Origin of the sequence: Phytobacter sp. MRY16-398, from assembly GCF_003925915.1 — a bacterium.
Lineage (GTDB): Bacteria > Pseudomonadota > Gammaproteobacteria > Enterobacterales > Enterobacteriaceae > Phytobacter > Phytobacter diazotrophicus.
The window spans coordinates 1,689,338-1,715,753 of the sequence record NZ_AP018756.1 but is presented as its reverse complement, the minus strand read 5'-3'; the positions used below and the strand labels follow the sequence as shown (position 1 = coordinate 1,715,753).

Genomic DNA, 26,416 nt, shown 5'->3' with positions numbered 1-26,416 from the left:
TTTCTTGATCTGAGACACGCTTTTGTTAATTCATTCCTAAAAACGGCAACAAAATGGCTAGTTTTTTAACATGAATAGCCATTACCAAAAACTATAGAACAAAAGGGATGAGATGACAGGCGGGATAATTAACAAGTTGATTTATTTACTTATTTAGTGCATTTATGTTTCCTAAAGCACTAAATTGTGCAAAAAACAAACCGATGACAGCATTTTTGCTGCCAGCGGTCTATTTTTACACTTACATTTTGTTACCAGTTTTTGATGCCGTTGTTACCCAAAATCGCCCTCAATTACCAGAGAATCCCCTCCTCCTTCGGTGGCACTACTGCCGTAATGCCATGGATTCTGATAGTGCTCCATTGCCTCGAAAATCACCTGCGCCAGTTCATTTTGACTTAGCGGGTTATAGCAAAGGAGATATTCAGTCTCAGGAAGGAGCGGCAGGCCATCTGATTTACCCAATACCCGTAAATCAGGACTCATCATTTCAACGGGGCGGGCGGTGATCCCAAGCCCGGCTTTTACCGCCGCTTTTACCGCTGAAAGCGTGGACGCGACATAAGCAATACGCCAGGGAATATTCGCCTCATTAAGGGTGTTAATCACGATATCGCGAAAAGGGCTTGGTTCATCTAACAGGACCAATGGTACCGCCTCACCTTTTTGCAACACGAATTCCGCAGAGCAGTACCAGTGCGTGGGCGAAGTCCGTAGCGTCAGACAATCGTATTCACCAGGCCGATTAGTGGTCACGACAAGATCGACATCATCTTCTTTCAGTCTATCCCCGGCAAAAGGATTACGTTTGACACGCACATCCAGGGCGAGCTTTGGATAAACAGAACTAATACGATTAAGCAGGAACGGCAAGATAGTGTCGGCAGATTCATCCGAAGCGCCGATCGTTAACGCTCCCTGTAAATTGCTAAACATTAACGATGTACATGCTTCATCATTGAAACGTAAGATCTTTCTTGCATAGCCCAGTAACTGAATGCCGTGCTCAGTTAACAGCTTATTTCGACCATGACGGGCAAAAAGCTCTTTCCCTACTAACTGCTCCAGTCTTTGCATTTGCTGACTTACCGCTGACTGGGTGCGACAAACTGCGGCGGCGGCCGCAGCGAACGTGTTCAAATCAGCGACCGCAACGAAGGTTCTCAGCAGATCGAGGTCGAGATTCAGTATCGGACGATTTGCATTTATCATAATTTTTCACTTACGGGTTCCCCACTCGGAGTTACCCGGGTTTATGCTGTGCGCGTAAGATTTAAGCAATTCCCTTTTTAATGTGCATCCAGCAGAGTTATCACCCTGGTCAACTTGACAAAAAGTTCAGGTGTTTTTAGTTCACAGTCTGGAGCAAGACAAACTCAACATCTTTATTCTGCATACTCCCTTCCCTATTGAATATATAAACCATGCGAATACTTGTTAATCCTTTTAAGGAAAAAACATTTTTTTGCAACATTCTTAGCCGTACATGGCGAGCACGTCATATACAGCCAATTCATATGGCCGTTCGGGAGTAGAAAACGAGTAATAACAGCTAACTAATAATAAAAAATAGCCCATACAGAAAGCATGGCTTTCCTGACATAACCATTTCCGGGCATCATTTTAACCTAAAACCATTATATTTATAAGCATTATTGCGATTAATCTGATCGCCAAAAATCATCTCGCGAACGATTTAGTTTTATTAATATTAAAAGGGTCCACCCTCTCCATTCGCAATATTAAATAAACGTGAAAAATGAATCACCTTATCTATTAATAATACTTAACATTATCTTCACAGATTAGCCGTTTCTCGGCCGTGTGTTACTTTCAACATTTATCATTTCAATGAACTGAGAATGATTATGAGACGAAATCATTCTTCTTCATTGTTGCGCACACTGCATAACCTTTCTTTTTTAGCAGAAAAATCGCCAAAAAACAGCACAAGAAGAACCATAAACCACAAACAATATCTTTAACACTGGTATATAGAGATTTAACCAATAATGGTAGTTTAAAAAACGTTAATTGTGATGTGGTTAAGGCAAAATCTTCTTCTGTCCACCCTTCAAAACCTGCGCCCGTGGGAGTACATTGTTCGGTGCTGACTTCCACGGCAGGAAGTGGCACTCACAGCTAAAAGGTCAAAGATTCATGTCCTCCATCGAAAAATCCAGCAAATTAGATAACGTCTGTTATGACATACGCGGCCCGGTTCTCAAAGAGGCGAAACGCCTGGAAGAAGAAGGCAACAAAGTTCTTAAACTAAACATCGGCAACCCGGCGCCTTTCGGCTTTGAGGCGCCAGATGAAATTCTGGTCGACGTCATTCGAAACCTGCCAACCGCGCAAGGTTATTGTGACTCAAAAGGGCTGTACTCAGCGCGTAAAGCCATTATGCAGCACTATCAGGCACGCGGCATGCGCGATGTTACCGTTGAAGATATCTATATCGGTAATGGCGTTTCAGAACTGATCGTCCAATCGATGCAGGCCCTGTTGAACAGCGGGGACGAAATGCTGGTCCCGGCGCCGGACTATCCTTTATGGACAGCGGCAGTGTCGCTTTCGAGCGGTAAAGCTGTGCACTATCTGTGTGATGAATCCTCTGACTGGTTCCCGGATCTTGATGATATCCGCGCGAAAATAACGCCGCGCACCCGTGGGATCGTCATCATTAACCCGAATAACCCCACTGGGGCGGTTTATTCGAAAGAGTTGTTGATGGAAATTGTCGAGATTGCACGACAGCATAACCTCATTATTTTCGCCGACGAGATCTACGACAAAATCCTCTATGACGATGCCGAGCATCACTCTATTGCTGCGATGGCGCCGGACGTGTTTACCATTACCTTTAATGGTCTTTCCAAGACCTACCGCGTTGCCGGGTTCCGTCAGGGTTGGATGGTACTGAGCGGACCGCAAAAACACGCCAAAGGTTACATTGAAGGGCTGGAAATGCTGGCCTCTATGCGTCTTTGCGCGAACGTCCCCGCACAACATGCGATTCAGACCGCGCTTGGCGGCTACCAGAGCATCAGTGAATTTATCGTGCCTGGCGGGCGTCTTTACGAACAACGCAATCGCGCGTGGGAACTGATTAACGAAATCCCGGGCGTGTCCTGCGTGAAACCGAAGGGGGCACTCTATATGTTCCCGAAAATTGACGCTAAGCGCTTCAATATTCATGACGATCAGAAAATGGTGCTTGATTTCCTGTTGCAGGAAAAAGTGCTGCTTGTTCAGGGAACGGCCTTCAACTGGCCCTGGCCGGATCATGTGCGCATCGTCACACTGCCGCGCATGGACGACCTGGAAATGTCCATCACCCGTTTTGGCCGCTTCTTGTCCGGTTACCACCAATAATTGCGTTGGGGGGAGGATTTGCATCTTCCCCCACTCTCTGCGCACAATGGCTCATCGTCGCAGTTACAGACAAGGTTTACTATGAGTCAAAGCCACTTCTTCGCGCACCTCTCCCGTCTTAAATTAATCAACCGTTGGCCACTGATGCGCAATGTGCGTACCGAGAATGTCTCGGAGCACAGCCTGCAGGTTGCCATGGTGGCACATGCACTGGCGGCGATTAAAAATCGCAAATTCGGCGGCCAGGTTAATGCGGAGCGAATCGCGCTGTTAGCGATGTATCATGATGCCTCGGAAGTATTGACCGGTGATTTACCCACCCCGGTTAAATACTTCAACTCGCAAATCGCCCAGGAATATAAAGCCATCGAAAAAATTGCCCAGCAGAAGCTGGTCGAGATGGTGCCGGAAGAGCTACGCGATATATTCTCTGAGCTGATCGATGAGCATTATTACAGCGCTGATGAAAAATTGATCGTTAAACAGGCAGATGCGCTCTGTGCATATCTGAAGTGTCTTGAAGAATTGTCTGCCGGAAATAACGAATTTATGCTGGCAAAATCGCGTCTGGAGAAAACCCTGGATGCCCGACGCAGTCCGGAAATGGATTACTTCATGCAAGTTTTTGTACCAAGCTTCCATTTATCGCTTGATGAAATAAGCCAGGACTCACCGCTTTAATACGCTCCTTTCCGCTTACGGCGTTACCCTCCGTCTGAAAAAGTTTACCCCAGCGCCCGCACTGCCGCCGGGGTAGCCTTTAAAACGGAAACAGAACAGGGATCAACACGACGCACACCGCCATGACGAGCAGAGTAAACGGCACGCCGATTTTAACGAAATCGCTGAATTGATAATTACCCGGCCCCAGAACCAGCGTATTTACCGGTGATGATACCGGCGTCATAAAGGCTGCCGATGCGGCCATCGCGACAACCATCGCGAAAGGATAAGGAGAGACCCCCATCGATTTTGCCGTCGCCAACGCGATAGGCGCCATTAAGACAGCCGTCGCGGTATTGGAGATAAATAGCCCGATAGTGGCGCACAACACAAACAGGCATACCAGCATCATATAGGGCCCATAGCTGCCGCCGAAATCGAGTAAAGCTTTAACGACCAGATCTACCCCACCCGTTTTTTGCAGCGCCAGCGCAAAGGGCATCATCCCGACGATCAAAATAAGGCTTGGCCAGTGAATGGCTTTATAGGCGCTCTCAGCATCAATACAGCGGAATTTCCCCATCAGCAGGCAGGCCGTGATTGCCGCCACCGGATTGGGGATTTCATCTGTCAGCATCAGCGCAACCATCAGCACCAGACAGAATATCGCATGAGGCGCCTGGTTATGGGCAGGAGAGACGGCGCTCTCTTCCACGGGCATATTGAGAACCAGAAACTCTCGTCCTTTCTGGCCCAACTGGCTAATTAACTTCCAGTTACCCACCACTAATAAAATATCCCCGAGTTGCAGGGGTTCATCGACAACGACGCCGGGCATTGCCTCTCCGTCACGTTTAAGCCCAACCACGTTTAAGCCATAACGGGTACGAAAGCCAATTTCACGTACGGTTTTACCTAATAACTCGGTCTCCGGTATCGGCGAAACTTCCGCCATCCCCACATCCAGAGCCTGGTCGGAAAAGTATTCACCGCGTAAAATCATCGGCTCCAGCAGTTGTTCGGCGCAGAATTCACGTAAATCGACATCCGCCGCCGACATATCAATGAGTAAAACATCGCGGGCGCGAAATTCCGATACCCCATTAACGTTAACAATCACACGGCGGAAACGCCGCCAGCGTTCAACACCGATAACATTCGCGCCATAGCGTTCACGCAGTTTCAGATCGTCCAGCCGCTGGCCAATTAAGGGGGAGCCCGGGCGAATTGCCAGGCGCCTGGCGCGCCCTGTCAGCCGGTACTCTTTTATCAAGTCGCGGAAGGTACGTCGTTTCCAGCCGTCACGCTGGCTGTCGTCTTTGTCGCTCTTAAGCATAAAGCGCATCAGCAGCATATAGACAATGCCCATCAGCAAAATCACCAGCCCCAGCGGGGTAACGCTAAAAAAACTGAACCCGGCCAACCCCTCACGTAGCAGTTCGCTGTTGACCACCAGATTTGGCGGTGTCGCCACCAGCGTCATCATGCCGCTGATAAGCCCGGCAAAGCTGAGCGGCATCATTAAACGAGAGGGAGAGATTTGCATACGCATCGAGACGCTGAGCACCACCGGAATAAAAATCGCCACTACGCCTGTGGAACTCATAAAGGCACCAAGCCCTGCGACGGTGAGCATCAGCAGAACCAGCATTTTAATTTCGCTGCTGCCGGCCATTTTTACCAGCCATGACCCCATGCTGGTCGCCACGCCGGTCCGTACCAGTCCGTCACCAATAATGAAAAGCGCGGCGATCAGGACAACGTTGGGATCGCTAAAACCCGACAACGCCTCGGTCATCGTCAACGTCCCGCTAAGAATAAACGCCACAATGACCAGCAACGCCACCGCATCCATGCGCACTTTACCCGTCGCAAAGAGGACGACAGCTATCATCAACAGGCATAACACCCAGATAAGCTCACCGTTCACAACATGTCCTTGTTTAAAATGGGGTGATTCATCTTGCCATAAAAAAGCCCCGGCGGTGCGGGGCTACATCATGACTCAGGCTTTTCGTCTGACAACGACATGACCATCAGGCTGCTTTGTCACGACCACTTCATCCAGACGAGCAAGCACAAAGTCCGCCTCATCCAGACGCGGCGAATCGGCAGGCACATTCACCGCGATTACATGGCAGTTCGCTGCAAGGCCAGAAAGCACACCGGCCCCTGCGTCTTCCACCACCACACACTCTTGCGGCGGCAAACCCAGCAGTTTTGCCCCAAGCAGGTACGGGTCCGGCTCAGGCTTGCCGCGCTTAACCTGCTCCGCCGTGACAAATACATCCGGCATCGGCAAACCCGCCGCCCGGTGGCGGGCATGAGCAACAGGGATGGAGCCCGACGTCACGATGCCCCACGGGATATGGGATTCAGTGAGATGGTTCAGTAACTCGAGCGCGCCGGGCAAGGCCACGACACCTTCGGTATCCGTCGCTTCAATCTCCTCCAGCCAGGTAAACTCCGCTGCGATATCCTCTTCGGAGTGACCGGTCATAAAGTGACGTAACGAAGTAATGGCCTGTTTGCCATGGATAAAATTCAGCACTTCGTCATGATCGATGCCGAAGCGGTCGGCCCAACGGCACCATGACCGCTCCACGACGGGCAACGAATTCACCAGGGTGCCATCCAGGTCAAACAGAAATCCTTTGCACTGCACGCGAGCCTCCTCAGGCATTGATAATTTGGTTAATTTCATTCGCGCTCAGATGATACTGGCGCGGGCAGGAGTGCCATACATTCAACATACGCTGGTATTTTTCCCACATTGGCGTCTGGGCATTAAAGCCGTGTGTACCGGCATCGAAATGGGTATAACGCCCTTCAATATTGACCATAAAGCGTACATAGCCGAGATAACGCGCTTCGGTGGCGGCATCAAAACCTAAGAAGGTGACGCGGCGTTCATCAATAGATTGCGCGTCTTTCAGATTGGCCCAGGAGACATGTAACGCGTGGTACATCTCCATAATGTCGATAACAGTACGGCAGGTTTCTTCTTTAAGTTCACCGAATTCACGATCCAGCTCACGCATTTGCAGACCATAGCCGCGCTCGATAATGGTCTGCAGGCGACGATAGCGCTCGGCATTAGCAGGATCCATCATGGTCATCATTTTATACTGATTAGACAAAATCAGTCGTTGGGCATTGGTCATTTCCATCTTACGACTCCTGTGCGCGTTGAAGATTAAAAAAAAGACACGGTAACTATTAATGGTTACTGTGCCTTTTTTTACTGACCGTTTCGATGATCAATCACAAGTCATCAAGGAAAGTTTTATCGAGTTGTTTGAAGGCGCGCTTAAGCGTGTCAGCTAATGCCTGATAATCCGGCTTACCTTCGACAGGCGCCAGCGCCTGCCCCGCCTCCTGCAATTTACCGCGGACTTCATAAAACCAATGCAGAATTGATGGGGGCAACGGCGTGACAGAGCGCTTACCAAGCCACCACAGCCCTTGCATAGGCAGGCTCAGGGCAAACAGCGCCGTCGCGACAGCCGGGCCTAACTGCCCGCCAAGAGCGATTTGCCAGCACAGCGTAAACACAGCAACGGGCGGCATAAAGCGAATGGCATAACGGGTGGCGCGTATCGTCCGATTCTCAATAAATAGCGGGGCGAGGCTTTTTTCCATGGGCCAGGTCTTCGCATAGTGCTGTCCCCGGCGAAACAATCCAAAAAAATTGACGGGGCGATTTTCTGAAGTGGACATGGCGTTACCTCAACTTCACATATAAAAATTAAAATAATTGTGCAAAACAACAACTGTGCATGACAACGTTAAAATTTTTTGTCAATTGCGCACGGTATCAGGTATCCTGTGCCTGCCTTAACAGGCCGTAGACGAAGTGTGGTCGCTCGTCAACTTTGAAGTCCATTATGCCACTGTCTGAAATTTGCGCAAAATGGCATAAAATCTTAAGTATTCTTTCCATCATGCCAGAAAATTAATCAGGCATGATGTTAATCATAAATGTCAGCGTCATCATCCGTTATTCTGTGAGACTCACTGACGTTTTTTTAGCCACGTATCATAAATAGGTACTTCCATGTCGAGTAAGTTAGTACTGGTTCTGAACTGCGGTAGCTCCTCACTGAAATTCGCGATCATCGATGCAGCCAACGGTGAAGAGTACCTTTCTGGTTTAGCCGAATGTTTCCATCTTCCTGAAGCACGTATCAAATGGAAAATTGACGGTGGTAAACAAGAAGCGGCTTTAGGTGCAGGTGCCGCTCACAGTGAAGCGCTGAACTTTATCGTTAACACTATTCTGGCACAAAAACCAGAACTGTCCGCACAACTGACAGCGATCGGTCACCGTATCGTGCACGGTGGCGAAAAATACACCAGCTCCGTGGTTATCGATGAGTCCGTTATCCAGGGCATTAAAGATGCAGCCTCATTTGCACCGCTGCACAACCCGGCTCACCTGATCGGCATCGCGGAAGCACTGAAATCTTTCCCGAGCCTGAAAGACAAAAACGTTGCCGTTTTCGACACCGCATTCCACACCACCATGCCGGAAGAGTCTTACCTCTATGCTCTGCCGTACAAATTATACAAAGAGCACGGCGTTCGTCGTTACGGCGCGCACGGCACCAGCCACTACTATGTGACCCAGGAAGCCGCTAAAGTTCTGAACAAACCGGTTGAAGAACTGAACATCATCACCTGCCACCTGGGCAACGGTGGTTCTGTATCCGCCATCCGCAACGGCAAATGCGTTGACACCTCCATGGGTCTGACCCCGCTGGAAGGTCTGGTGATGGGTACCCGTTCTGGTGATATCGACCCGGCTATCATTTTCCACCTGCATGACACCCTGGGCATGAGCGTTGAAGCTATCAACAAAATGCTGACCAAAGAGTCCGGCCTGCTGGGTCTGACCGAAGTCACCAGCGACTGCCGTTATGTAGAAGATAACTACAAAGATAAAGAAGACGCAAAACGTGCCATGGACGTTTACTGCCACCGTCTGGCGAAATACATCGGCTCCTACACTGCGCTGATGGATGGTCGTCTGGATGCAGTTGTGTTCACTGGTGGTATCGGTGAAAACGCAGCAATGGTGCGCGAGCTGTCCCTGGGCAAACTGGGCGTTCTGGGCTTCGAAGTTGATCACGAGCGTAACCTGGCTGCCCGTTTCGGTAAGTCTGGCTTCATCAACAAAGAAGGCACTCGTCCGGCTGTTGTTATCCCGACAAACGAAGAGCTGGTTATCGCGCAAGACGCGAGCCGTCTGACTGCCTGATTTCACACCGCCAGCTTAGCTGGCGGTGCTGTTTTGTAACCCGTCAGAAATGACGGTAACGAAAAGAGGATTAACCGTGTCCCGTATTATCATGCTGATCCCTACCGGAACCAGCGTCGGCCTGACCAGCGTCAGCCTGGGCGTGATCCGTGCTATGGAACGCAAAGGCGTTCGTCTGAGCGTCTTTAAACCTATCGCCCAGCCACGCGCTGGCGGCGATGCGCCAGACCAGACCACCACCATCGTACGCACCAACTCCGGCCTGCCAGCGGCAGAACCGTTGAAGATGAGCTACGTTGAGTCCCTGCTCTCCAGCAACCAGAAAGACGTGCTGATGGAAGAAATCGTCGCACGCTACCACGAGAACAGCAAAGACGCTGAGGTTGTGCTGGTTGAAGGTCTGGTCCCGACCCGCAAACACCAGTTTGCTCAGTCTCTGAACTTTGAAATCGCGAAAACCCTGAACGCGGAAATCGTGTTCGTGATGTCTCAGGGCACCGATACTCAGGAACAACTGAAAGAACGTATCGAACTGACCCGCAGCAGCTTCGGCGGCGCGAAAAACACCAACATCACCGGCGTTATTGTTAACAAACTGAACGCACCGGTTGACGATCAGGGCCGTACTCGCCCGGATCTGTCTGAAATCTTTGATGACTCCTCTAAAGCGAAAGTGATCAAAGTTGACCCGGCAAGCCTGGCGGCTTCCAGCCCGCTGCCTGTACTCGGCGCAGTACCATGGAGCTTCGACCTGATTGCAACCCGCGCAATCGACATGGCGCGTCACCTGAATGCGACCATCGTTAACGAAGGTGAAATCAGCACCCGTCGCGTGAAATCTGTGACCTTCTGTGCGCGTAGCATCCCGCACATGCTGGAACACTTCCGCGCAGGTTCTCTGCTGGTGACTTCCGCAGACCGTCCTGACGTGCTGGTTGCCGCATGTCTGGCCGCGATGAACGGCGTTGAAATCGGCGCGATCCTGCTGACGGGTGCCTACGAAATGGACCCGCGTGTCAGCAAACTGTGCGAACGCGCATTCGAAACCGGCCTGCCGGTATTCATGGTTGAAACCAACACCTGGCAGACCTCTCTGAGCCTGCAGAGCTTCAACCTGGAAGTGCCGGTTGATGACCATCAGCGTATCGAGAAAGTTCAGGAATACGTTGCCAGCTACATCAATGCAGACTGGATCGAGTCTCTGACCGCCACGTCTGAACGTAGCCGTCGCCTCTCTCCGCCAGCCTTCCGTTATCAGTTGACCGAACTGGCACGTAAAGCCGGTAAACGCGTTGTACTGCCAGAAGGCGACGAACCGCGTACCGTTAAAGCAGCGGCTATCTGTGCTGAACGCGGTATCGCAACCTGCGTACTGCTGGGTAACCCGGAAGAGATCAATCGTGTTGCTGCGGCGCAAGGCGTTGAACTGGGTACGGGCATCGAAATTGTTGATCCGGAAGTGGTACGTGAAAGCTACGTGGCACGCCTGGTTGAACTGCGTAAGAGCAAGGGGATGACCGAAGCGGTTGCCCGCGAACAACTGGAAGACAACGTTGTTCTGGGTACCCTGATGCTGGAGCAGGACGAAGTTGACGGTCTGGTTTCCGGTGCGGTTCACACCACGGCGAACACCATTCGTCCGCCGCTGCAGTTGATCAAAACAGCACCGGGCAGTTCTCTGGTCTCTTCCGTGTTCTTTATGCTGCTGCCGGAACAGGTTTACGTTTACGGTGACTGTGCAATCAACCCGGATCCGACCGCTGAGCAACTGGCAGAAATCGCGATTCAGTCCGCTGATTCCGCCGCTGCCTTTGGCATCGAACCGCGCGTGGCAATGCTCTCCTACTCTACCGGTAACTCCGGCGCGGGTAGCGATGTTGAGAAAGTCCGCGAAGCAACTCGTCTGGCGCAGGAAAAACGCCCGGATCTGGTTATCGACGGTCCGCTGCAGTACGACGCCGCCGTTATGGCCGACGTTGCGAAATCCAAAGCACCGAACTCCCCGGTTGCAGGTCGCGCTACCGTGTTCATCTTCCCGGATCTGAACACCGGTAACACCACCTACAAAGCGGTACAGCGTTCTGCTGACCTGATCTCCATCGGGCCGATGCTGCAAGGTATGCGCAAACCGGTTAACGACCTGTCACGTGGCGCACTGGTTGACGATATCGTCTACACCATCGCACTGACTGCAATTCAGTCTGCTCAGCAGAAATAATTGCCGTTAACTGAAAAAAGCTCCTGCATGCAGGAGCTTTTTTTTAGCTTAGCGAAAACACTTTTCCTCGCGGGACAAAGGGCAGCCGACGATTCTGTGGCAATAACCAGGCATGCTCCATTTTCACCGAGACATTATTCTCGCAAAACCCGTCGGTAATGATCAGTAATGGCCCTCCACGTGGAAAATCTCCGCGCAACGCCAGGCTATCCAGTAATTCAATACCCGGCTGCAAGACGGTACCGCCTCTCCCTTGCAACGTAAAATGGTGAAGGAGTTGTTCAGGCTGGACCCAACCGCGATCGTAAGCTTTTGCATCACAACAAATAAAGCGCACGGCAAACACCTCGCGCGCCAGTGAATAACTGGCGATGGCACCAAGCGCCTTGCCCAGCAACTGAGGGTCCATCGATCCGGACGTATCCAGAACGACGCCAAAAACGCGCGAATGCCTTTCTTCTTCGCTCGGGGCTTGAATAGCTGGCCGGGGGATATCCTGTGTCGCACTCTGACGGCGAGACGGACGCGCATAGGTACGACGTCGCTCGGGCGGCGGGAAATGCTCATCGAACCACTCAGCCAGGGCGACATCCCAGGGGACAGGCGGTTGCGCCAGGCTGCGGATTTCTTCAATCAATCCCGCAGGCAGCGCCCCCCGGCTCTGACCATACAGACAACGCTCCATCCCCTGATACAAGGCCCGACGACAATAGGCCTCGGCATTCGTAAATCGCGGATCGCCATCCTCACCCAGGATATCGCCCCCCGCCCTGCCCCTGAGGGTGATAAGTTTACGTGACCGGCGCATATCCATAGCGAGCGAGTCATAAATTTCTTCTGCCGACATCCCCCTAAACTGGGCGTCATAGAGCAATCCCAGCTCCGGCGGCGCGCCAACCTGCATCTCAATAAGCCAGTCGTTGATGATAAAATCGCAGGCCACATTCCACAGTTCCGCGTCGCGTCCGCGGCGCCGGGATGCATGGTTCAACCCTGCATGTAACAACTCGTGGGCAAAAACAAAGAGCATCTCAGCCTGGTTTAAGCGGGCCGTCGGGTTGATCCAAATTTTGCCAATACCGACGTCAATCGCTGCCACCGCGATATCATACTGGCTGCATAATTTCGCATCTTCTTCAATGTCGAATCCTGCCGCCAGCGCGCCCAGCAAGGGATAAAGGGTCATTATCTGTTGTCGGGCTTTCTGCGCTAACGTCAGCTTATATTTCTGCCCCTGTTGCGGCTGGTACCCCCCGACCTGTTCGAGTGCCTGGCTGACGCTATTGCTCAGGCCATCCGCCAGCAGTTCCTGCCAGTTGACGGAATGGTAGCGCGATGATTTTTCAACGTGGACAAAATGACGTTGCTCGCCGCAATAGATGGTCTGCCAGCGGGCAAGCGATTCAGAAATACCCTCTTCCTGCAACTGGCGAAACAGAAGCTCCGCGTCGCTGTGTATGTCCTGGGGGAAAAGGTAAGACTGCAACTCTTCTGGCAATGGGCCGATTTTAAGGCCTTCGCAAAAATGCATTGTAGAAATCAGTACTGCCAGCTCCCAGGTAGCCGCAGGCGTCCGGGGGGTGATATAACCAAACCCCAGCGCCGCCAGCGCCTGGGCAACCATCCGCGCCCATTGTTCTGGCCGGGCATGGCGCTTTGCATTAAGCCACAAATAGCCATCATTGCTGATTGCCAGCCAGTTTTTCGCACTCACCTGCGCGTGCGTATGGTCAAAACGCACATAGATGTGAGCGAAAATGGGCGAGAACAACGGATGCCATGCAATAATCTGCAACCCTGCCTGACAGGCATCGAGCGCAGGGTTGCGCTCCGTTTTGCGTTTCATTGTCCTTAGTTCCTTACCGCCAGGCGAGGAAGATCGCGTGCAACCTCCAGTAAAAACCAGGCCGGAAGCTTTTTGCCATTTTCGTCTTCACTCATCACGGATTGCGCAATCTCAACGCTGATTCGCGCCAGCGTTTTCAGACAGTCTTTCGCTCGCATCGCAAGCTGCTTGTGCTCATTACGCAATGCCTTGTCCGTTTCGGGCAGCTCTTTATAAAGATGGGTACGGAAAGATTGGGCAAGGAAATAGAGAATGTCGCGATCGGCAGGATCGTCCGGCCAGTTCGCATCGCCTTTAAGAATGGAGGAAACGGTATGTTTTTGGCGAATCTGTTTGATAAACCCTTTAAAACTCGCCGCATGTGCAGGCGATAAAAGACCATAAATCAAGGCTTCCAGCATCTCATCACTGATAGACTCACCAAATGATTTAAGGGCATCAGAAAGCATGTGCCAACTGCGTGGCGTCGAAAAAGGTTCTTCATGCTTCGGTGGCTCATTCCAAAGTTGATCCGGACGTAGCTGAATGTACTCCACAACCCAAGGGTGAATGGAGGATTCATTGATAGCCCAGTGCAGCCACTGACGATGGTCGGCGCGCAGATGGACATGCACCATGCGGTTGATCAACGCCGAGGGCATCGGTTTCACGATGGCCGCATCTTTAGCACGGTTCCCAGCACCAATGACGACGGTGCCCTCCGGCAGCCGATACTCACCAATACGCTGCTCCAGAATTAACGAATAAAAAGCTTTCTGAATTTCATGGGAGGAGGCGTTCAGCTCATCCAGGAATAAAACGAAGGGTTTGTCACGGACAATATTTGCCGGGGGATAAAATCGCGAACACTGCCCGTCAATTTGTGGAATACCCAGCAGGTCTTCTGGCGCAAGCTGGCTACCCAGTAGCGAGACGCACTCCATTCCGACCTCATCAGCAAAACGTCGCACCAGGGCACTTTTACCAATCCCCGGCGCCCCCCATAAAAAGACAGGACGGGTAATGGCAACATTCAGGAGAAATTCAAAGGTCTGATCGGGTGTCAGTTGAATAGCTGAAAGCATATAAAAATTCCTTTTTCATTATATTTTTCGCAACCTTTCAAGGTAATACAAAAGCGAAAACCCGTCACCTTAAATTTTCCGCTGCTCTTTTTACGCGCCTTTTCCGTGCGTAAAAAAGCCACGCTGATTATTCATCAGCATGGCTCATTGACGTGTTCAGTTCACCGCGTGTTCAGGCCAGGCTTTTCGCCGTAACCTTATTCTGTTTCTTCGACTTTTTCGACAGAGTTGCTGGCGTTACGGCTCATCCACAGCGCCAGCGCTTTTAACGAATCCTGGGTGAATTCATCGCAACGGGCGGTGATCTCTTCCGGCGTCATCCACCAGACTTCGCTCACTTCCTCTTCCTGCAGGGCAAACGGGCCATGAGAGACACAGCTAAACAACCCACCCCATACCCGGCAGTGTTCGTCTTCAAAATAAAATGTGCCATGTTCAGCAAACGGGACACCGGCAATACCAAGCTCTTCTTCGGCTTCACGGCGAGCGGAATCCAGCAACACTTCATCAGCCTGCACAACGCCGCCTGCGGTGGCGTCCAGCATACCCGGCATAAAATCTTTGGTTTCCGTACGGCGCTGAACCAGGATCTTGCCCATCCCATCATGGACGACAATATAGGTCGCGCGGTGGCGCAAACATTGCGCGCGCATTTGCTCGCGACTCGCCTGGGCGATGACTTCGTTGTCCTCGCTGACAATATCCACCCACTCCGTGCCTGTAAAATGATTCGGTTCCACCATCAGAAATGTCTCGTCATTGCGCTCTTATGGCGCGTTTTAGTTGAAGGGTAACTTACGGATTAATCGCGACCTGTGCAATAAGCCGCTTATCATTCAGTGCCATTACGCGCAAAACACCCTCTTCCAGCATGCCGTAACTGGCGTCGAATCCCCCTTTGGGAATACTCACCGAGCCCGGATTAAAGTGAAAAATGTCACCCTGCCGCTGCGCCACCGGCAGATGAGTATGACCATAGACCAGCACGTCACCCTGCGCCAGCGGCGGTAAATTATCCGGCCCGAACAGGTGACCGTGGGTCAAAAACAGCCGCTGGTCAGGCAATAATACTTGCTGCCAGGGGGCCGTAATGGGGAAATTGAGCAGCATCTGATCGACTTCGCTGTCACAGTTGCCACGTACCGCAATAATACGCGACGCGTGTTCATTCAGCAGCTCCGCCACCTGCGCGGGCGCGTACCCTTGCGGCAGCGCGTTTCTTGGCCCGTGGTTCAGCACATCACCCAAAATCACTAACCACTGCGCCCCGCTTTCAGCAAACAGCGCCAGTACGCGTTCGGTAGCAGGTAGCGAGCCATGAATATCGGATGCGAACATCAGTTTCATCACTACACCTCAGGTTAAAGAGAATGCCGTATCATACCGCAAGTGCGGCCAGGTCTCAGCCCGCACGCTTCGCCGACAGTGCGACATAGCGTTGTATTGAGGAGCGCTGCCACTGGAAGGTGGCGTAATCCACCAGACGCTCCGGCACCTCATCGCCGTTCATCACCAGCCGGTTAATCATCAGGGCCAGATCGGCATCGGCGATACACCACTCGCCAAACAGATTCGGTTTACCGTGCGCCAGTAATTCCCCAGCAAGGGCAAAGAGTTTGGCGGCACTCTGCTGGCCTGCGGCGCTGAGCGGCGCTTTCTTCGCTCCGGCGAAAATCACGTCGGTGCTGCGCTCTTCGCGAATCGGCATCAAATCGCTGCGGATCCACGCCTGCACCTGACGGGCACGGGCGCGTTTTTGTAAGTCGTGAGGGTAGATACGTTCATATTCCGGCGGTGCAAAGCGCTCTTCAAGATACTCATCAATTGCCGAGGATTCGCTGAGCTCGAAACCGTCAATTTCCAGCACCGGCACGCGGCGAGTAAGGTGATAGCCAGTCCATCCCGTCTTCTGCTGCTCGCCGTGTTCCAAATCAATGGTTTTCAGGGTAAAGGGCAACGCTTTTTCCTGCAGCGCAACATAAGCAGACATGACATAAGGGGAGAAAAAATCCGCATCTGACCACAACGTGATTGTCGACTCGCTCATAACATCCTCTCAACGATTAGGTTTTTCATCAAAATATAACGTCTTGTTAAGAGTGTCACTTGATCAAAACTCAAGGCCGATAAGTAACGCTTATACTCATTAAAACCCCTATTGCGCCAGGAAAAAAATGAGTGTTCTCTTTTACGCTGCAACCCCAGGCGTGCAAAAAATCACGCTTTTTCTTGAAGAAGCGGAGCTTGCCAGGCGGCTTATTCGGGTGGATATCAGCAAAGGCGAGCATTACAGGATGGGTCATGGCTAATGCCCACCAGCGGCAGCGAATCGTACTGGATAATGACCCGGCGGTGAATAACAGATTTGAGCGTATTCGCACCCGGCCTGTGGCGATACTCGCGCTGGCGAAAGCGCAGTAAATCTAAATGGCAGCAATGTTTTCCTTGTGTATGATGAGACTGTTATTACTGAGGGAAGCCTGCAATGTCACAACCAGACGCCATTATTCGGATTAAAAATCTGCGCCTGCGCACATTTATCGGTATCAAAGAAGAAGAGGTCATCAACCGTCAGGATATCATTATTAATGTCATCATCCATTACCCGGCCGATAAGGCCCGCGCCAGCGAAGATATCAATGACGCGCTAAACTACCGCACGATAACTAAAAGCATAATTCACCATGTCGAGAGTAACCGCTTCTCGTTATTGGAAAAATTAACTCAGGATGTGCTGAATATCGCACGCGAACATCACTGGGTCACTTATGCTGAGGTTGAGATCGATAAACTTCACGCATTGCGTTACGCCGACTCTGTGTCCATGACCATGAGCTGGCGTCGTCAAGCGTAGCCCTGGAGGTTGCATGAAGATTCTGATTACCGGTGGTACAGGCCTGATTGGTCGTTTTTTGATTCCTCGTTTACAAGAGCTGGACCATTCCATCACCGTGGTGACACGCGACCCCGCCAAAGCGCAGCAAACGCTTGGCGATACGGTGGCGCTGCTACCAGGTCTGGACGATCTCACTGACCTCAATGATTTCGACGCCGTCATCAATCTGGCGGGCGAACCGATTGCCGAAAAGCGCTGGAGCGATGAGCAAAAACAGCGCCTGTGTGAAAGCCGCTGGAAAATAACCCAGAGGCTGGTCGATCTCACCCTCGCCAGCGCGAATCCACCGGAAGTATTTATCTCCGGCTCTGCTGTCGGTTATTACGGCGATACGGGAGATGCGGTGATCACGGAAGACGAGACGCCGCATAACGAATTTACCCACGAACTGTGCGCCCGCTGGGAGCAAATCGCCAGCGGTGCGGAAAGTGAACGCACCCGCGTCTGTTTACTGCGCACCGGCGTTGTGATTGCGCGCAAAGGCGGGGCAATTGCCAAATTGCTGCCACTCTTTCGCGTCGGGCTTGGCGGCCCGGTCGGTACCGGTCACCAGTACATGTCCTGGATTCATATCGACGATATGGCTAACGGCATAATCTGGCTGCTCAATAACGACCTGCGCGGTCCGTTCAATATGGTTTCGCCCTACCCCGCACGTAACGAACAATTCGCTCACGCGCTGGGACATGCGCTTAATCGCCCGGCGGTTATGCACGCCCCGGCCGCCACCGTGCGCCTGATGATGGGAGAGTCCGCCGTGCTGGTCCTTGGTGGCCAGCGCGCGCTGCCAAAACGACTTGAAGCCTCCGGGTTCGCGTTTCGCTGGTTCGATTTAGAAGAAGCGCTCAAGGATGTGGTGACACCCCCACCATTATAAGGCGTTTACCTGCGCCATTCCGGTGTTAAGCTAAGACGCTTTGCTACCGGAATGGCGCGAAACCATGATATTGACCACCGAGCGCCTGACGCTCTCTGCGTTTACCGAGGCCGACTGGTCTTTTTTCCTCACTCTACGCCAAAGCCCGGATGTCATGCGCTTTATGGGCGCCATTGCCTGTGAAGACGATATTCGCACCCTGTTTATCTCCCGCCTGAACGATAATCACGCCCGGGTGATTCGCGACAAAAATGGCGAACCGCTGGGTGATATTGGGCTGCACATCAGTACGCACTATCCGCAGGAAGCCGACATCGGCTACGCCATTGCCCCTTTCGCCCAGGGGAAAGGTATTGCCAGTGAAGCGCTGAAAGCTATGCGGGATTATGCCTTTACGCAGACCCACGTAACCGCGCTGAATGCCTGGGTGCTGGCGGAGAATCAGGGTTCGGTGCGGCTACTGGAGAAACTGGGTTTTACGCGTAGGCAGGTGCTGGAAAAGGGCTATACGATTAACGGCGTGGATTATGATGACTGGGCTTACCGCCTGGAAAAAACACGATAAGGCGCAGAAACACTGCGCCTTATGCCAGTTTACACGCTCTGTTCCACCTCTTCCGCTGAACGTCCCTGGCGCACGCGTTTGGGCTGCGGCACTTTGATGATAAAGGTCAGCACACCGGCGAAGATATAGAGCCCGGTGTAGGCCCATACCACGCCTACGATATCGAAAAACGGTAGCAGTGCGGAGGCAATCGCCGGGGCGACAAAGTTGCTCATCCCGGCTGAGAGGTTGTAGATGGAGACCGCCGCGCCTTTGTGATGCGGTTCCAGCGTCGGGAAGACCGCCGTCATCGGCACGAAAGCCGCAACAAAAATCCCCAGCATGATTGCCGGAATCAGCGCCACCGCGAAGTTATGCCCGGCATAGACCGGCAGGTAGTAAAACGTCAGGCTGGAGATGGCCATGCCCAGGCAGCCGAACCAGCGCACCTGGCGGATCCAGCCAATGTATTCCCCGGTGATCCCCCAGAAAATATTGGTGAAAATGGTGACGAAGAAGAACACCGCCCAGATTTGCAGCCATTCAGAGATGCTAAAGCCCAGCCGATCAACAAACAGCAGCGGCATCACAATCGCAAAACCAAACAGCGACAGCGTATTGATGATACGGATCAGGCAGGCATAGAAGATATCGCGGTTAGTAAACAGAATGGTCGCCGCGCGGGAAAGCTCGGTCATTTTGTCGCGCAGCGGCAAATTCACCCGCGAACGGTCCACTGGCACATTGCGCAGGCTAAAGAACGCCACCAGGCCACCACAGCCGACCCAGACGATGGCAAACCACAGCGTCCCCGTTTCGCCAAACATCGGAATGGTCAGGCTTGGCAGGTAACTGCCCACCACGCCAATGCCGATGGAATACATGGCCCAGAACCAGCCTGTCGCCGCCGCCAGATTCGGGCGCGGCAGTACCTGAACCAGCATCAACATGAAAGAGTAGATAAACATCGGATAGGCCAGGCCGCGAATACCATAGAACAGCAGCATCAGCGGGTAGTTACGCATCCCCAGTCCCATCGACATAAACAGGGCATGCATAATGACCCACAGGACACAGCCAATGGTCATAGCGCGTTGCGGGGTGATGAGTTCCGCCACCACGCCGGATGCCCAGGCCGCCAGCGCTGCCGCCAGGCCGTAAATCGTAAAGACGACAGCCGACTGCGCAGGCGAGAAGCCCATATCGGTTATGTGTTTTGATAAGAATGCCATTTCAAAGCCATCGCCAGCCATAAAAATCGCGATAGCCACAAATCCCCAGAGCAGTTTTTTCGGTAAGCCAAACCAGTATTCATTAGATTGCATAACAATCTTCCTTTATAAGCCGGGAGATATGCCCCGGCGAGGGTACAGAGGCCGGGGCTAGAGGTTTAAGGCAGTAACGTGCGGGCGACCTGTTGCTGCTGATAGAGCAGCCGGAACAGCGCCAGCCGTTTCGCCAGCCATTGGCCGCGTTCAGGCTGCGGCGTAAAACGGGTGACCACCGGGGGTTTCAGACAGACTTTCGCCTCATCGCCGCCATCTGCCAGCCAGGCCAGACGCGCAGCACCCAGCGCACCGGAAGAACTTGCCGGATGCGTGACCATCGGAATGTTCAGCACATCGGCAATCAGTTGCGCCCACAGCGGGCTTCTCGCCCCACCGCCCGTCAGACTGCACTGGCAAATCGAGGCGTTACCCAGCACATTCAGTCCATCGGCCAGCCCGAAGGTGACGCCTTCAATCACCGCGTACCCCAACAGCGCGCGGCTGGTTTCATGGCGCAGATTGAAAAAACTCCCTGCCGCCAGCGGATCGTTATGCGGTGTGCGCTCCCCCGACAGATAAGGCAGGAATACCGGCGCGCGTTTCAGTTCCTCTTCCGTCAGTTGGGCAATCTCGTCCATCAACTGGCTTTCGGTGACCGAAAGCAGATTACAGATCCATCGCAGACAACTGGCGGCGCTCAGCATCACGCTCATCTGGTGCCAGCGTCCGGGGAGCGCATGGCAGAAGGCATGTACGCCAGAGTCCGGGTCTGCCTGCAGCGCATCGTTGACCACGAAAATCACCCCGGACGTCCCCAGAGAGATAAACGCGTCGCCCGGCGCCACCGCGCCGACGCCCACGGCAGAGGTGGCGTTATCCCCCCCGCCCCCGGCGACCACCACCGAGGAGCTTAAGCCCCACTCGGTAGCCAGCGCGGCACGCAACGTCCCGCTGGGCGCGCTGCCTTCCACCAGCGACGGCATCTGGCTGCGGTTGAGGTCAGTCATGGCAAGCAGTTCGTCTGACCAGTCGCGTTTTTCCACATCCAGCCACAGGGTGCCTGCCGCGTCGGACGGGTCGCTGACAAACTCACCGGTTAAACGCCAGCGCAGGTAATCTTTTGGCAGCAGTACTTTTTCCACCCGGCTGAACACGTCCGGCTCGTGACGGGCCACCCACACCAGCTTCGGCGCGGTAAACCCCGGCATAATCATGTTGCCGCTGATAGTCATCATTTCCGGATGATGCTCACTCAGCCATGCGCACTCGTCGGCGCTGCGGGTGTCATTCCATAAAATGCAAGGACGTAGCACGTTGCCGTCGTTATCAAGCAGTACCGCACCGTGCATCTGCCCCGACAGACCGATGGCGCGAATAGCCGCCCACTGCTGCGGATGCTGCTGGCGCAGTTCGGTGACCACCCGACCACAGGCCTGCCACCAGGCCTGTGGATCCTGTTCCGCCCAGTGCGGATGCGGACGTTGCACCGTCAGCGCGGCATGCGCCGAGGCGACAATCTCACCGTCGCCGTCAATGAGCAGCGCTTTTAATTCTGAGGTGCCAATATCAATGCCCAGGTACATAGCGCCCCCTTACACTGCCGCCAGTTGTGATTCAGGTTGTTTTATCCACTGCTCCAGCTCCGCGACGGTACGACGCAGCAGGGTTAAGAACTCTGCGGATGTCGCAAGGCCAGCAAACAGCGCGTCGTCCGCCGCCCACACCGCCAGCGGATCAGGCGCGTTGAAAACGGCGCGTACGGCATCGGGTTGCATCACGCCATCCTGATAGGTATAGGGCAGAGAACCGACGGCCCAGCGTTTCAGGAACAGGAAGAACAGTGCAGGCAGCACGGCGGTCGCAGAGGGGACATCGCCGCGTTTGTAGCATTCGATAAGCGTCGGCGTGACCATTCCAGGAATTTTGGACAGACCGTCGGCGGCGACGCGCTGGTTAGTGTCTTTGATGTAGGGGTTGCTAAAGCGCGCCAGCACCACATCGCGATACTTCGCCAGATCGAGCGGACTTGGCGTCAGTGAGGGAATGACATCGCGTGAGACATACTCCCAGGCCATCTGACGAATGGCGCTCTGGCGGGTGCTGTCATCAATAAAGCTCAGACCAATCAACGTTCCCGCCCACGCGATGCAGCTATGGGTAGCGTTCAGAATGCGGATTTTCGCCTCTTCCCAGGGCAGTACGGATCCCACCAATTCCACCCCTACCTTTTCGAGCGCCGGGCGGCCATTAATAAAATCATCTTCAATTACCCACTGAATAAAGGATTCGCCCATTACCGGCACCGCGTCTTTAATGCCGGTTGCCGCCAGTACCCGCTCGGCCACATCCGGTGTCGGGCGAGGAGTGATGCGGTCGACCATGGTATTGGGTGACGTGGTGTTGTTCTCTACCCACTGACGTAATTCGGTTTCGCCCTTCGCCTGCAAGAAGGAGAGAAAGCCGTGGCGAAAGCGCTCGCCGTTATGGCGCAGGTTGTCGCAGTTCAGCAAGGTAACGGGGTTGCCATGCTGCGCAATACGCTGTTTCAGGATACGGGTCAGCGCGCCGTAAAGTGTGCGGATCCCGCCGTTCAGGTCGGCCTGAATGTCGGCCTGCTGCTGATCCAGCTCATGCTCGGGCGTCAGGTAGTAACCGCTTTCGGTAACCGTAAAGGCGATGACGCGCGTTTCGGCATCGGCACCCTGTTTCACCAGTGCGCTAATTTCGCTATCCCAGGGCAACACTTTGCGAATTGAGGTGATGGTTTCGTACTGCCGTTCGCCCTCCGGCGACACGGTTTCCAGCACATATTCACCGTTTTGCGCGGCGAGATGGCCCAGCAGCACACGGGCGTCATCGCGAATATTTCCCAACGCGATACTCCAGCGGTCATCCCCCTGCTCCATCAGTTTGTGCAGATACCACGCCTGATGAGCACGATGAAACGACCCGGCACCAATATGCATCCACACCGCTTTTTTCTCGGACATAATCATCACCTCAATTTTGAGCATTTGACAGTTTTACGGGCTTATGCCCGCTTGTTGTATGTATGTTAGTAGTGAGATGCGAAGGTTTTCTGCGAGGAAACTCACGAAAATAGCTTTTGCTCTTTAAAATGACATTTGCCCATTTTTGTTAAGCTGACCATTGCGCGTACAATGGCGGCAGGAAATTAGGGGAATGTGTGATGAACAAAGAAGAGAAAAAACAGGAACTCGCCGCCCGTGCCGCATGGATGTATTACGTGGCGGGATTAACACAACAGGATATTGCCTCGGCGCTGGGCCTGTCGCGCCAGGTAGCACAACGGCTCATTTCCGGCGCCCGCGAAACCGGGATGGTTACCGTCAATATCAGCCATCCGGTAACCCGTTGTCTGAAACTGGCGCATGACCTGCAAGAAAAATATGCCCTCAACCTGTGTCGCGTTGTGCCATCTGCCGGGCTGGAAGATGATGCCATTCAGCAGATGCTGGCCGTTGAAGGGGCACAGGTGATGGCACAATTTATCTGTGAAGAGAAACCGCAGGTCTTTGGTGTCGGCTCCGGTAAAACGCTGCGCGCCGTGATTGACGCCCTGCCGTCGCTGGAGCGACCGCAGCATCAGTGCGTGTCGATGATCGGCGCCATCGCACGGGATGACTCCGGTACCCGTTACGATGTGCCGCTGAAAATGGCGGAAAAAATGCAGGGTAAGTATTTTTTCATTCCGGCGCCGCTCTATGCCGATAGCCCGGAAGATAAAAACAGTTGGTGCCAGCATCAGATCTACCAGCGCGTGGCGGCAAGAGCGCTTAACGCGGATGTCACTTTCCTTGGCATTGGCGAGGTGAAATTGGGTTGCCCGCTGAACACTGAGGGGTTTATTACCGACGCCCAGGTCAAAGATCTGGAGACGCAGCATGTCGCAGGCGAGATGCTTGGCCATTTCTTTAACCATCAGGGTGTACGCCTGGATTCCGAACTGGATGCAATGCTGACCAGTGTGCCGCTCACCAGCCACACGCAACGAAAAGTGGTCGGGTTTGCCGGAGGGGAACGTAAACTTGCCGCCATTCGCGCAGCCCTGGTCGGTGGCTGGGTCAATGGGCTGGTGACGGACGAAGATACCGCGCTGCAACTGTTGGTGGACTAAGCGGCTACCGGCGAGCGCCGGTAGCCCGATGATTACTTGAGTGAACCTTTGAGGAACTGCTGCAGACGTGGGCTTTTCGGATTGCCAAACAGTTCATCCGGCGCGCCCTCTTCTTCAATTTTGCCCTGATGCAGGAAAATCACATGGGTGGACACATGGCGGGCAAAGCCCATTTCATGCGTCACCACCACCATGGTTTTTCCCTCTTCCGCCAGTTGCTGCATGATGCGCAGCACTTCGCCCACCAGCTCCGGGTCCAGCGCGGAAGTAGGTTCGTCAAACAGCAAGACTTCCGGTTCCATTGCCAGCGCACGGGCAATAGAGACGCGCTGCTGCTGACCGCCAGAGAGATGCACCGGGTATTTCGCCTGCTGAACACCATCAATACCCACTTTTGCCAGGTATTTCACCGCACGCTCGCGGGCCTCCTGTTTGCTCAGCCCCAGCACCTGGATTGGCGCTTCCATGACGTTTTCCAGAACCGTCATGTGGCTCCACAGGTTGAAATGCTGAAACACCATTGTCAGGCGGGTACGCAACAAACGCAGTTGCTGTTTATCCGCCACCCGCAATTGACCGTCTTTATCGCGCACCAGGTTGATGTTCTCGCCATTGACGATGATCGTTCCTTCACTTGGCTTCTCAAGAAAGTTTATGCAGCGCAGAAAGGTACTTTTACCGGAGCCGGACGAACCAATAATGCTGATCACATCCCCGGCGTTAGCCTGCAGCGACACCCCTTTCAACACCTCATGCTCGCCGTAGCGTTTATGTAAATCGATAACGTTTAATTTATTGTCAGACATGATGTTCTCAGTGCGTCGAAGAAGGTTTTATATGCTGCAGCCAGCGTTTTTCCGCCTTGCGGAACAGGCTAATCAGCACATAAGAGATGATCAAATACAGTACTGCCGCCATACCAAACGCGGTGAACGGCTGGTAGGTCGCGGAGTTAATATCACGGGCGATTTTGAGCAGATCCGGCACCGTCGCGGTAAAAGCCAGCGCGGTAGAGTGGAGCATCAAAATCACTTCGTTGCTGTAGGCAGGCAGCGCAATGCGCAGCGCCGACGGCAGGATAATGCAGCGATACATTTTCACCGACGAGAAACCATAGGCGCGGGCGGCTTCAATTTCCCCGGCCGGTACCGAACGGATCGCCCCGGCGAAAATCTCGGTGGTGTAAGCACAGGTATTGAGCGTTAACGCCAGCACCGTACAATTGAGGCCGCTGCGGAAAAACGCGTTGAGCAGTTCCGTTCCCTTCACGATTTCCAGCGTATACATGCCTGAGTAAAACACCAGCAACTGCACATAGAGCGGCGTGCCGCGAAAAATATACGTGAACAGCCAGATGGGAAATTGAATGTATTTGTTGCTGGAGACGCGACCAATGGCCAGAAACACCGCCATGACGCCGCCCATCACCACCGAAGAGATCAACAGCCACAGGGTAATAGCCACCCCGGTGAAGCGGTATCCATCGGTCCACAACAGCGATTTCCAGTACTCCTGAATAATCTCGATCACAGGTCAGCCCTCTTCACACCTACGGAGTAGCGACGTTCGAGAAGAAGCAGTACGCCATTAGAAACGGTGGTAAACACCAGATAAATCAGGCCGCATACAACGGCAAAGTAGAACGGCTCCCAGGTACTTTTCCCGGCGAGCTGCGTGGCTTTCACCACATCTTCCAGCCCCAACAACGACACTAACGCCGTCGCTTTGAGAATAACCTGCCAGTTGTTGCCAATTCCCGGCAATGCGAAGCGCATCATGGCCGGAAACAAAATACGGCGAAAGGTCTGTGAGTTAGTGAAACCAAACGCGGTGGCAGCCTCGATATGCCCTTTCGGCACCGCCATATAAGCGCCACGGAAGGTTTCGGTGAAATAGGCACCATAAATAAACCCCAGGGTGATAATACCCGCCACCATAGGATCAATATCGAGTTGCTCCATACCCATCGCATCGGTCAGCGTGTTGAGGGCTATTTGCAATCCGTAAAAAATCAGCAGCATCAGCACCAGATCGGGCACGCCGCGAATCAATGTGGTGTAGCCTTCAAAAACCAGCGCTAACGGACGGTTTTTAGAGAGTTTTGCGCCCGCACCGGCCAGGCCAATCAGTACCGCCAGCACCACGGAACTGATAGCCAGTTCCAGCGTGACAAGGGCACCATGAAAGATAACTTGAGAAAAACCATACAGCATGCAGCCTGTCCTGTCGTATTCGTGTCTGCCGCGTCTCTTCCCCTTCCGGGCGGA

The 26,416-nt window shown here is 53.3% G+C and carries 24 protein-coding genes and 1 pseudogene; 9 read left to right on the top strand and 16 right to left on the bottom strand.

The window, feature by feature from the left end; all coding sequences use genetic code 11:
- Nucleotides 1-273: 273 nt before the first annotated feature.
- The gene (gene lrhA, locus MRY16398_RS08235) at nt 274-1,212 is read right to left on the bottom strand and encodes a transcriptional regulator LrhA (protein ID WP_039079878.1); all 939 of its coding nucleotides are present in this window, start codon (nt 1,210-1,212) and stop codon (nt 274-276) included.
- A gap of 948 nt (nt 1,213-2,160) precedes the next feature.
- Between lrhA and alaA the strand changes: the two genes are divergently transcribed.
- On the top strand, nt 2,161-3,375 hold the full coding sequence (gene alaA / locus MRY16398_RS08230; RefSeq protein WP_039079877.1) for an alanine transaminase AlaA: 1,215 nt from the start codon (nt 2,161-2,163) through the stop codon (nt 3,373-3,375).
- An 81-nt stretch (nt 3,376-3,456) separates the two neighbouring features.
- Complete coding sequence (yfbR, locus tag MRY16398_RS08225; protein ID WP_079496248.1) at nt 3,457-4,056, top strand: 5'-deoxynucleotidase; 600 nt, start codon at nt 3,457-3,459, stop codon at nt 4,054-4,056.
- 79 nt (nt 4,057-4,135) lie between these two features.
- Here the strand turns inward: yfbR and MRY16398_RS08220 are convergent, their stop codons facing one another.
- The 4 genes from MRY16398_RS08220 to yfbV all read right to left on the bottom strand — a co-directional run bounded on the left by MRY16398_RS08220 (nt 4,136) and on the right by yfbV (nt 7,758).
- Complete coding sequence (locus tag MRY16398_RS08220; protein ID WP_079496247.1) at nt 4,136-5,968, bottom strand: SLC13 family permease; 1,833 nt, start codon at nt 5,966-5,968, stop codon at nt 4,136-4,138.
- A gap of 75 nt (nt 5,969-6,043) precedes the next feature.
- Complete coding sequence (locus MRY16398_RS08215; protein WP_125124148.1) at nt 6,044-6,742, bottom strand: sugar phosphatase; 699 nt, start codon at nt 6,740-6,742, stop codon at nt 6,044-6,046.
- Nucleotides 6,714-7,208 carry a YfbU family protein gene (locus MRY16398_RS08210; protein ID WP_039079873.1) on the bottom strand — a complete coding sequence of 165 codons (495 nt, stop codon included), beginning with the start codon at nt 7,206-7,208 and terminating at the stop codon, nt 6,714-6,716. The genes MRY16398_RS08215 and MRY16398_RS08210 overlap by 29 nt, the downstream gene beginning before the upstream one ends.
- Nucleotides 7,209-7,302: 94 nt before the next feature.
- Nucleotides 7,303-7,758, bottom strand: a complete 456-nt coding sequence (gene yfbV / locus MRY16398_RS08205; RefSeq protein ID WP_039079872.1) for a terminus macrodomain insulation protein YfbV — start codon at nt 7,756-7,758, stop codon at nt 7,303-7,305.
- Nucleotides 7,759-8,095: 337 nt separating this feature from the next.
- Here yfbV and ackA point away from each other — a divergent pair, with 337 nt between their 5' ends.
- Nucleotides 8,096-9,298, top strand: coding sequence for an acetate kinase (gene ackA / locus MRY16398_RS08200; protein WP_039079871.1), 1,203 nt, complete (start codon nt 8,096-8,098; stop codon nt 9,296-9,298).
- Nucleotides 9,299-9,374: 76 nt separating this feature from the next.
- Nucleotides 9,375-11,516 carry a phosphate acetyltransferase gene (gene pta, locus MRY16398_RS08195; RefSeq protein WP_039079870.1) on the top strand — a complete coding sequence of 714 codons (2,142 nt, stop codon included), beginning with the start codon at nt 9,375-9,377 and terminating at the stop codon, nt 11,514-11,516.
- A gap of 43 nt (nt 11,517-11,559) precedes the next feature.
- Here the strand turns inward: pta and MRY16398_RS08190 are convergent, their stop codons facing one another.
- The 5 genes from MRY16398_RS08190 to yfcF all read right to left on the bottom strand — a co-directional run bounded on the left by MRY16398_RS08190 (nt 11,560) and on the right by yfcF (nt 16,473).
- Nucleotides 11,560-13,362, bottom strand: a complete 1,803-nt coding sequence (locus tag MRY16398_RS08190; protein ID WP_125124147.1) for a vWA domain-containing protein — start codon at nt 13,360-13,362, stop codon at nt 11,560-11,562.
- 5 nt (nt 13,363-13,367) lie between these two features.
- Nucleotides 13,368-14,426: an AAA family ATPase gene (locus MRY16398_RS08185; RefSeq protein ID WP_125124146.1), complete on the bottom strand. Its 1,059-nt coding sequence runs from the start codon at nt 14,424-14,426 to the stop codon at nt 13,368-13,370.
- A gap of 197 nt (nt 14,427-14,623) precedes the next feature.
- On the bottom strand, nt 14,624-15,169 hold the full coding sequence (gene yfcD / locus MRY16398_RS08180) for an NUDIX hydrolase YfcD (protein WP_125124145.1): 546 nt from the start codon (nt 15,167-15,169) through the stop codon (nt 14,624-14,626).
- 52 nt (nt 15,170-15,221) lie between these two features.
- A complete protein-coding gene (yfcE, locus tag MRY16398_RS08175) occupies nt 15,222-15,773 on the bottom strand; it encodes a phosphodiesterase (protein ID WP_125124144.1) in 552 nt (183 codons plus the stop codon).
- A 55-nt stretch (nt 15,774-15,828) separates the two neighbouring features.
- Entirely contained in the window at nt 15,829-16,473 is a 645-nt protein-coding gene (gene yfcF, locus MRY16398_RS08170; protein WP_071196210.1) for a glutathione transferase, read from the bottom strand.
- A 127-nt stretch (nt 16,474-16,600) separates the two neighbouring features.
- Here yfcF and MRY16398_RS30880 point away from each other — a divergent pair.
- The 4 genes and pseudogenes from MRY16398_RS30880 to MRY16398_RS08150 form a co-directional block, all read left to right on the top strand.
- Nucleotides 16,601-16,717 (top strand): annotated as a pseudogene (locus tag MRY16398_RS30880) (thioredoxin domain-containing protein); the annotation flags it as partial.
- 194 nt (nt 16,718-16,911) lie between these two features.
- Nucleotides 16,912-17,280, top strand: coding sequence for a dihydroneopterin triphosphate 2'-epimerase (gene folX, locus MRY16398_RS08160; RefSeq protein ID WP_039079864.1), 369 nt, complete (start codon nt 16,912-16,914; stop codon nt 17,278-17,280).
- A gap of 13 nt (nt 17,281-17,293) precedes the next feature.
- Nucleotides 17,294-18,199, top strand: a complete 906-nt coding sequence (locus tag MRY16398_RS08155) for a TIGR01777 family oxidoreductase (RefSeq protein ID WP_039079863.1) — start codon at nt 17,294-17,296, stop codon at nt 18,197-18,199.
- Between the two features lie 64 nt (nt 18,200-18,263).
- Entirely contained in the window at nt 18,264-18,764 is a 501-nt protein-coding gene (locus MRY16398_RS08150) for a GNAT family N-acetyltransferase (RefSeq protein WP_108700915.1), read from the top strand.
- Nucleotides 18,765-18,793: 29 nt separating this feature from the next.
- Here MRY16398_RS08150 and MRY16398_RS08145 read toward each other — a convergent pair whose 3' ends face one another.
- The 3 genes from MRY16398_RS08145 to dalD form a co-directional block, all read right to left on the bottom strand.
- On the bottom strand, nt 18,794-20,068 hold the full coding sequence (locus tag MRY16398_RS08145; protein ID WP_039079861.1) for an MFS transporter: 1,275 nt from the start codon (nt 20,066-20,068) through the stop codon (nt 18,794-18,796).
- A gap of 65 nt (nt 20,069-20,133) precedes the next feature.
- The gene (xylB, locus tag MRY16398_RS08140; protein ID WP_125124143.1) at nt 20,134-21,594 is read right to left on the bottom strand and encodes a xylulokinase; all 1,461 of its coding nucleotides are present in this window, start codon (nt 21,592-21,594) and stop codon (nt 20,134-20,136) included.
- Nucleotides 21,595-21,603: 9 nt separating this feature from the next.
- Nucleotides 21,604-23,001 carry a D-arabinitol 4-dehydrogenase gene (gene dalD, locus MRY16398_RS08135; protein WP_125124142.1) on the bottom strand — a complete coding sequence of 466 codons (1,398 nt, stop codon included), beginning with the start codon at nt 22,999-23,001 and terminating at the stop codon, nt 21,604-21,606.
- A gap of 200 nt (nt 23,002-23,201) precedes the next feature.
- On the opposite strand from dalD, the gene MRY16398_RS08130 reads away from it, so the two are divergent.
- Nucleotides 23,202-24,149: a sugar-binding transcriptional regulator gene (locus MRY16398_RS08130; RefSeq protein WP_125124141.1), complete on the top strand. Its 948-nt coding sequence runs from the start codon at nt 23,202-23,204 to the stop codon at nt 24,147-24,149.
- Between the two features lie 32 nt (nt 24,150-24,181).
- Here the strand turns inward: MRY16398_RS08130 and hisP are convergent, their stop codons facing one another.
- The 3 genes from hisP to MRY16398_RS08115 are packed head-to-tail and all read right to left on the bottom strand — an operon-like array spanning nt 24,182 to nt 26,362.
- The gene (gene hisP / locus MRY16398_RS08125) at nt 24,182-24,955 is read right to left on the bottom strand and encodes a histidine ABC transporter ATP-binding protein HisP (RefSeq protein WP_039079858.1); all 774 of its coding nucleotides are present in this window, start codon (nt 24,953-24,955) and stop codon (nt 24,182-24,184) included.
- 7 nt (nt 24,956-24,962) lie between these two features.
- Complete coding sequence (locus MRY16398_RS08120) at nt 24,963-25,679, bottom strand: ABC transporter permease (protein ID WP_039079857.1); 717 nt, start codon at nt 25,677-25,679, stop codon at nt 24,963-24,965.
- Complete coding sequence (locus MRY16398_RS08115) at nt 25,676-26,362, bottom strand: histidine ABC transporter permease HisQ (RefSeq protein ID WP_039079856.1); 687 nt, start codon at nt 26,360-26,362, stop codon at nt 25,676-25,678. Before MRY16398_RS08115 ends, MRY16398_RS08120 begins: the two co-directional genes overlap by 4 nt.
- Between the last annotated feature and the right edge of the window lie 54 nt (nt 26,363-26,416).

What these genes read in the sequence shown, in the direction of transcription:
- yfcD (WP_125124145.1), bottom strand. Translation starts at nt 15,169, where the DNA reads ATGGTGGAACCGAATCATTTTACAGGCACGGAGTGGGTGGATATTGTC.
- MRY16398_RS08155 (WP_039079863.1), top strand. Translation starts at nt 17,294, where the DNA reads ATGAAGATTCTGATTACCGGTGGTACAGGCCTGATTGGTCGTTTTTTG.
- dalD (WP_125124142.1), bottom strand. Translation starts at nt 23,001, where the DNA reads ATGTCCGAGAAAAAAGCGGTGTGGATGCATATTGGTGCCGGGTCGTTT.
- alaA (WP_039079877.1), top strand. Translation starts at nt 2,161, where the DNA reads ATGTCCTCCATCGAAAAATCCAGCAAATTAGATAACGTCTGTTATGAC.
- MRY16398_RS08215 (WP_125124148.1), bottom strand. Translation starts at nt 6,742, where the DNA reads ATGAAATTAACCAAATTATCAATGCCTGAGGAGGCTCGCGTGCAGTGC.
- MRY16398_RS08145 (WP_039079861.1), bottom strand. Translation starts at nt 20,068, where the DNA reads ATGCAATCTAATGAATACTGGTTTGGCTTACCGAAAAAACTGCTCTGG.
- hisP (WP_039079858.1), bottom strand. Translation starts at nt 24,955, where the DNA reads ATGTCTGACAATAAATTAAACGTTATCGATTTACATAAACGCTACGGC.
- MRY16398_RS08130 (WP_125124141.1), top strand. Translation starts at nt 23,202, where the DNA reads ATGAACAAAGAAGAGAAAAAACAGGAACTCGCCGCCCGTGCCGCATGG.
- MRY16398_RS08115 (WP_039079856.1), bottom strand. Translation starts at nt 26,362, where the DNA reads ATGCTGTATGGTTTTTCTCAAGTTATCTTTCATGGTGCCCTTGTCACG.
- ackA (WP_039079871.1), top strand. Translation starts at nt 8,096, where the DNA reads ATGTCGAGTAAGTTAGTACTGGTTCTGAACTGCGGTAGCTCCTCACTG.
- yfcF (WP_071196210.1), bottom strand. Translation starts at nt 16,473, where the DNA reads ATGAGCGAGTCGACAATCACGTTGTGGTCAGATGCGGATTTTTTCTCC.
- xylB (WP_125124143.1), bottom strand. Translation starts at nt 21,594, where the DNA reads ATGTACCTGGGCATTGATATTGGCACCTCAGAATTAAAAGCGCTGCTC.
- yfbR (WP_079496248.1), top strand. Translation starts at nt 3,457, where the DNA reads ATGAGTCAAAGCCACTTCTTCGCGCACCTCTCCCGTCTTAAATTAATC.
- yfcE (WP_125124144.1), bottom strand. Translation starts at nt 15,773, where the DNA reads ATGAAACTGATGTTCGCATCCGATATTCATGGCTCGCTACCTGCTACC.
- MRY16398_RS08210 (WP_039079873.1), bottom strand. Translation starts at nt 7,208, where the DNA reads ATGGAAATGACCAATGCCCAACGACTGATTTTGTCTAATCAGTATAAA.
- yfbV (WP_039079872.1), bottom strand. Translation starts at nt 7,758, where the DNA reads ATGTCCACTTCAGAAAATCGCCCCGTCAATTTTTTTGGATTGTTTCGC.
- MRY16398_RS08150 (WP_108700915.1), top strand. Translation starts at nt 18,264, where the DNA reads ATGATATTGACCACCGAGCGCCTGACGCTCTCTGCGTTTACCGAGGCC.
- lrhA (WP_039079878.1), bottom strand. Translation starts at nt 1,212, where the DNA reads ATGATAAATGCAAATCGTCCGATACTGAATCTCGACCTCGATCTGCTG.
- folX (WP_039079864.1), top strand. Translation starts at nt 16,912, where the DNA reads ATGTCACAACCAGACGCCATTATTCGGATTAAAAATCTGCGCCTGCGC.
- MRY16398_RS08190 (WP_125124147.1), bottom strand. Translation starts at nt 13,362, where the DNA reads ATGAAACGCAAAACGGAGCGCAACCCTGCGCTCGATGCCTGTCAGGCA.
- MRY16398_RS08185 (WP_125124146.1), bottom strand. Translation starts at nt 14,426, where the DNA reads ATGCTTTCAGCTATTCAACTGACACCCGATCAGACCTTTGAATTTCTC.